Source organism: Sphaerobacter sp. (assembly GCF_019683595.1).
GTDB lineage: Bacteria > Chloroflexota > Chloroflexia > Thermomicrobiales > Thermomicrobiaceae > Sphaerobacter.
In genome coordinates this window covers 1-3,366 of sequence record NZ_JADGHZ010000280.1, presented here as the reverse complement: position 1 = coordinate 3,366, position 3,366 = coordinate 1, and the positions used below count along the sequence as shown (strand labels likewise).

The window sequence follows — 3,366 nt, the reverse complement described above, 5'->3', positions numbered from 1 at the left end:
GCCGGGGCCGGCTGGCCGCCGCCCCCGGCGCCGCTCAGGATGACAACGCGGGGGCGCGGACGGCTGTCGCGTTTACCGGATTAATTCGTCAAAGTTCATAAGCCGGCTGGAACCCTTCAGGACATCGCTCCCGGTGATCCGGTCCCCAACGCCCAGGCACGTGCCCGGGGCTCAAGCCGCCGGGCTCACAACAGAAGCCGGCTGAAGCCGGCTGGAGAACGATTTGGAGTGCGGCGGCCCGAGCCGCCGCTTTGGTATGCGGCGGGATGTGGCGCGTGCTTGCGGATGGGTGGCGTGAAGGATCTCACGCCGTGGCGCGTGCCCGGGGCTCAAGCCGCCGGGCTGACAAAGCGAAGCCGGCTAAAGCCGGCTGGGGCGAACCTGGGTGTACCCCATGGTGTTACGGTGCGCGCCGCTCGACCCGTGCCCGGGGCTAAAGCCGCCGGGCTGAAGAGGGGTAAGCCCACTGAAGGGGCTGTGCTGCCCACACCCCGGCGTGCCCGGTTCGGTCACCGATCGGACCCAGCGTCCTCAGCCGGCTTCAGCCGGCTTTCGTGGTCAGCCCGGCGGCTTGAGCCCCGGGCACGGGCCGAGCGCGTACATCCATGGAATTCGTCAAACGCCATCTCTACTCCCCGGGCACATGCCACGGCGCCAGAACCCTCTCACTACCCCGCCGACTCATTGTCTCGTTGCATCTGGGATGGATCAGGTGGGCACAACTCAGCCCCTGGGGGATTGGGCAGCAGCGTCCAGCCCCGAATGCTGGGCTGGACGCATTGTGGCCCGTTTATCGGCCAGAGGGTGACTCTTGAGTTGCGGCGTCGTGGGCCATGGCGAGGGCCCGCTGGAAAACTTCGGTCGGCTGCGCGCCGGAGATGCCGAAGCGGCGGTCGATCACGAAGAACGGCACGCCGTTCCCGCCCAGAGCACGAAGCTCCGCGCTGTCCGCTTCTACCTCGGCCGCGAAGTCGTCGTCCTCGAGCACCCGGCGTGCTTCGTCCTCGGGGACGCCGACCTCGGCGGCCAGCCGGACGAGGGTGTCCGGGTCGTCGAGCACCTCGCCTTCGACCAGTTGCGCCCGGAGGAAGCGCTCGTGGAGCTCGGCGCTGAGGTTATAGGCCTTGGCCAGATGGGTCAGGCGGTGGGCGTCGAAGGTGTTCACGACCTTGTAGCGGTCGAAGTCGTACTCCAGCCCCTCTTCGGCGGCGATGGCCTTCACCCGGGCGTTCATGGCGCGGACTTGCTCGACCGTGGCGCCCATCTTCGCAGCGAGCGACTCTTCCAGCGGCACGCGTGCCCCCTTAGGGTGGTCGGGGTTCAGTTGGAAGCTGCGCCAGACAACCTCCACCTCGTCAGCGTGGGGGAAGCCGGCGAGCGCCCGCTCGAAGCGGCGCTTGCCGATGTAGCACCAGGGACACACGATATCGGACCAGATCTCAACCCGCATCGCTCAGTCGTCCTTTACCGGTAGGGTGCAGGCGTCGCCGGTGCAGACGCCCGCGTCGTCGGTGATCAGCATCACGAGGTCCTGCGCGGCCGGGGGCGTGGTCGTCTCGCCGCCCTCGGTCGTACCTGTCCCGGTCGGCTGTGGTGAGCGCTGCTCATCCATCGCCGGGCCGGTGTGTTCGGCCGGTTGCTGGTGCATCGCTGCCTCCTCACGATAGCGCATGGCCGCGTCACGTCGTGGCGCCGGGTGCGCACTCTGGTCAGGCTCCTTCGTCTGCCTCGAAGGCTTCCCGGTAAGCCGCCAGGCAGTCCGGGTCCTCCTGGGCGGCCCGGGCGAGCCGGTCGGCGAGCAGGGTCGTCACCTCGTGCAGGTGGACCATGTGCTCCGGCCCTAGGGTGTCGAAGACGATCGCCCGCAGGGACTCTTCCCGTACCTGCCGCGCACGACGGGCGGCCTCGCGCCCGGCGTCGGTGAGAACGACGTTCGCGCCCCGCGCGTCCTCGGCACAGGCCTGCCGGTCAATCAGCCCGCGGGCGACCATGCGCCGGAGCTGGTGCGAGAGCCGGCTCTTCTCCCACTGCAGCGTCCAGCGCAGCTCCCGCGCGCGGGCACGCTGGCCGGGGGCATCGAGCAGCGCGTCGAGAACCTGGAAGTCGGCCTCCGACAGCCCGGTGGCTCGGGTGAGCTGGCGCGCCAGGTAGCCCATCAGGTGCGCCTGGACGAGGCAGTAGCGGCGCCACACCTCCATGTTTGACAGCGGTCGCGACGATACCTCGGTATTCATGGCGCTGATTCTACCCCTCTAATGGTTGACATGTCAACCTCTGTGTGGGTATAGTTGGCCGGTCGACCAGGAGCCGTCGGAGGGGCGTCATGGCGAACTACGGTCACGAGTTACAGTTCGGAGTCTTTATCACCCCGCAGAGCCAGGATCCGGAAGCGGTCGTGGAGCTCGCCCAGCTTGCCGAGCGGGTCAGGCTGGATCTGGTGACCTTCCAGGATCATCCTTACCAGCCGCGGTTTCTCGATACCTGGACCTTACTGAGCTGGGTTGCGGGCCGGACCGAGCGTATCCACCTCGCGCCCAACGTGGCCAACCTGCCGCTGCGCTCGCCGGCGGTGCTCGCACGCGCGGCGGCGAGCCTGGATCTGCTCTCCGGCGGTCGCCTGGCGCTGGGTCTGGGCGCCGGGACGTTCTGGGAGGCCATTGCGGCGATGGGCGGGCGGCGGCTCACGCCGGGCGAGTCGGTGGAGGCGCTCGACGAAGCAATTGATGTCATCCGCGCGATCTGGGACACCACCGCCGCCCGCTCCCTACGGTTCGCGGGCGAGCATTACCGGCTGGAGGGCGCGCGACCCGGGCCGGTGCCCGCGCACGACATCCCGATCTGGGTCGGTGCCTACAAGCCGCGGATGCTGCGCCTGATCGGCCGGAAGGCGGATGGTTGGCTGCCCTCCCTCGGGTACATCCATCCGGGCGACCTCGCCGCCGGAAACCGGATCATCGACGAGGCCGCCCGTGCTGCCGGGCGGGATCCGCGGGAGATCCGCCGGCTGGTCAACGTCTCCGGGCGCTTCTCGCAATCGCGCGGCGGCTTCCTGAACGGGCCGAGCGAGCAGTGGGTCGAAGACCTCTTGCCCCTGGTGGTCGATGACGGCATCGGCGCCATCATCCTCGCGTCCGACGACCCGGAGACGATCGAGCGGTTCGCGACTGAGGTTGTCCCAACCCTGCGCGCCGAAGTGGAGCGAGCTTTCCCGGCGGGGCACTTCGGCGTGCGAATCCGCCGTGCCGCGGCGCGGGCCCGACGCCGCCCTGGAATCGACTACGATGCCATCCCGCCGTCGCTGGCCGAGGTCGCCATCGAGCCGGGCGACGTGGAGTACGCGCGTGTCCGGTCGACGTACATGCGCGG

At 69.1% G+C, this 3,366-nt stretch carries 4 protein-coding genes; 1 reads left to right on the top strand and 3 read right to left on the bottom strand.

Annotated features, from left to right (window positions below):
- Positions 1-790 precede the first annotated feature (790 nt).
- The 3 genes from IRZ30_RS16590 to IRZ30_RS16580 all read right to left on the bottom strand — a co-directional run bounded on the left by IRZ30_RS16590 (position 791) and on the right by IRZ30_RS16580 (position 2,234).
- The gene (locus IRZ30_RS16590) at positions 791-1,450 is read right to left on the bottom strand and encodes a DsbA family oxidoreductase (protein WP_294086771.1); all 660 of its coding nucleotides are present in this window, start codon (positions 1,448-1,450) and stop codon (positions 791-793) included.
- Positions 1,451-1,453: 3 nt separating this feature from the next.
- Positions 1,454-1,648, bottom strand: a complete 195-nt coding sequence (locus IRZ30_RS16585; RefSeq protein ID WP_294086769.1) for a hypothetical protein — start codon at positions 1,646-1,648, stop codon at positions 1,454-1,456.
- Between the two features lie 61 nt (positions 1,649-1,709).
- Entirely contained in the window at positions 1,710-2,234 is a 525-nt protein-coding gene (locus IRZ30_RS16580) for a helix-turn-helix domain-containing protein (protein ID WP_294086767.1), read from the bottom strand.
- Between the two features lie 89 nt (positions 2,235-2,323).
- Here IRZ30_RS16580 and IRZ30_RS16575 point away from each other — a divergent pair.
- A partial coding sequence (locus IRZ30_RS16575; protein WP_294086765.1) for an LLM class flavin-dependent oxidoreductase occupies positions 2,324-3,366 on the top strand: 1,043 nt, incomplete at its 3' end.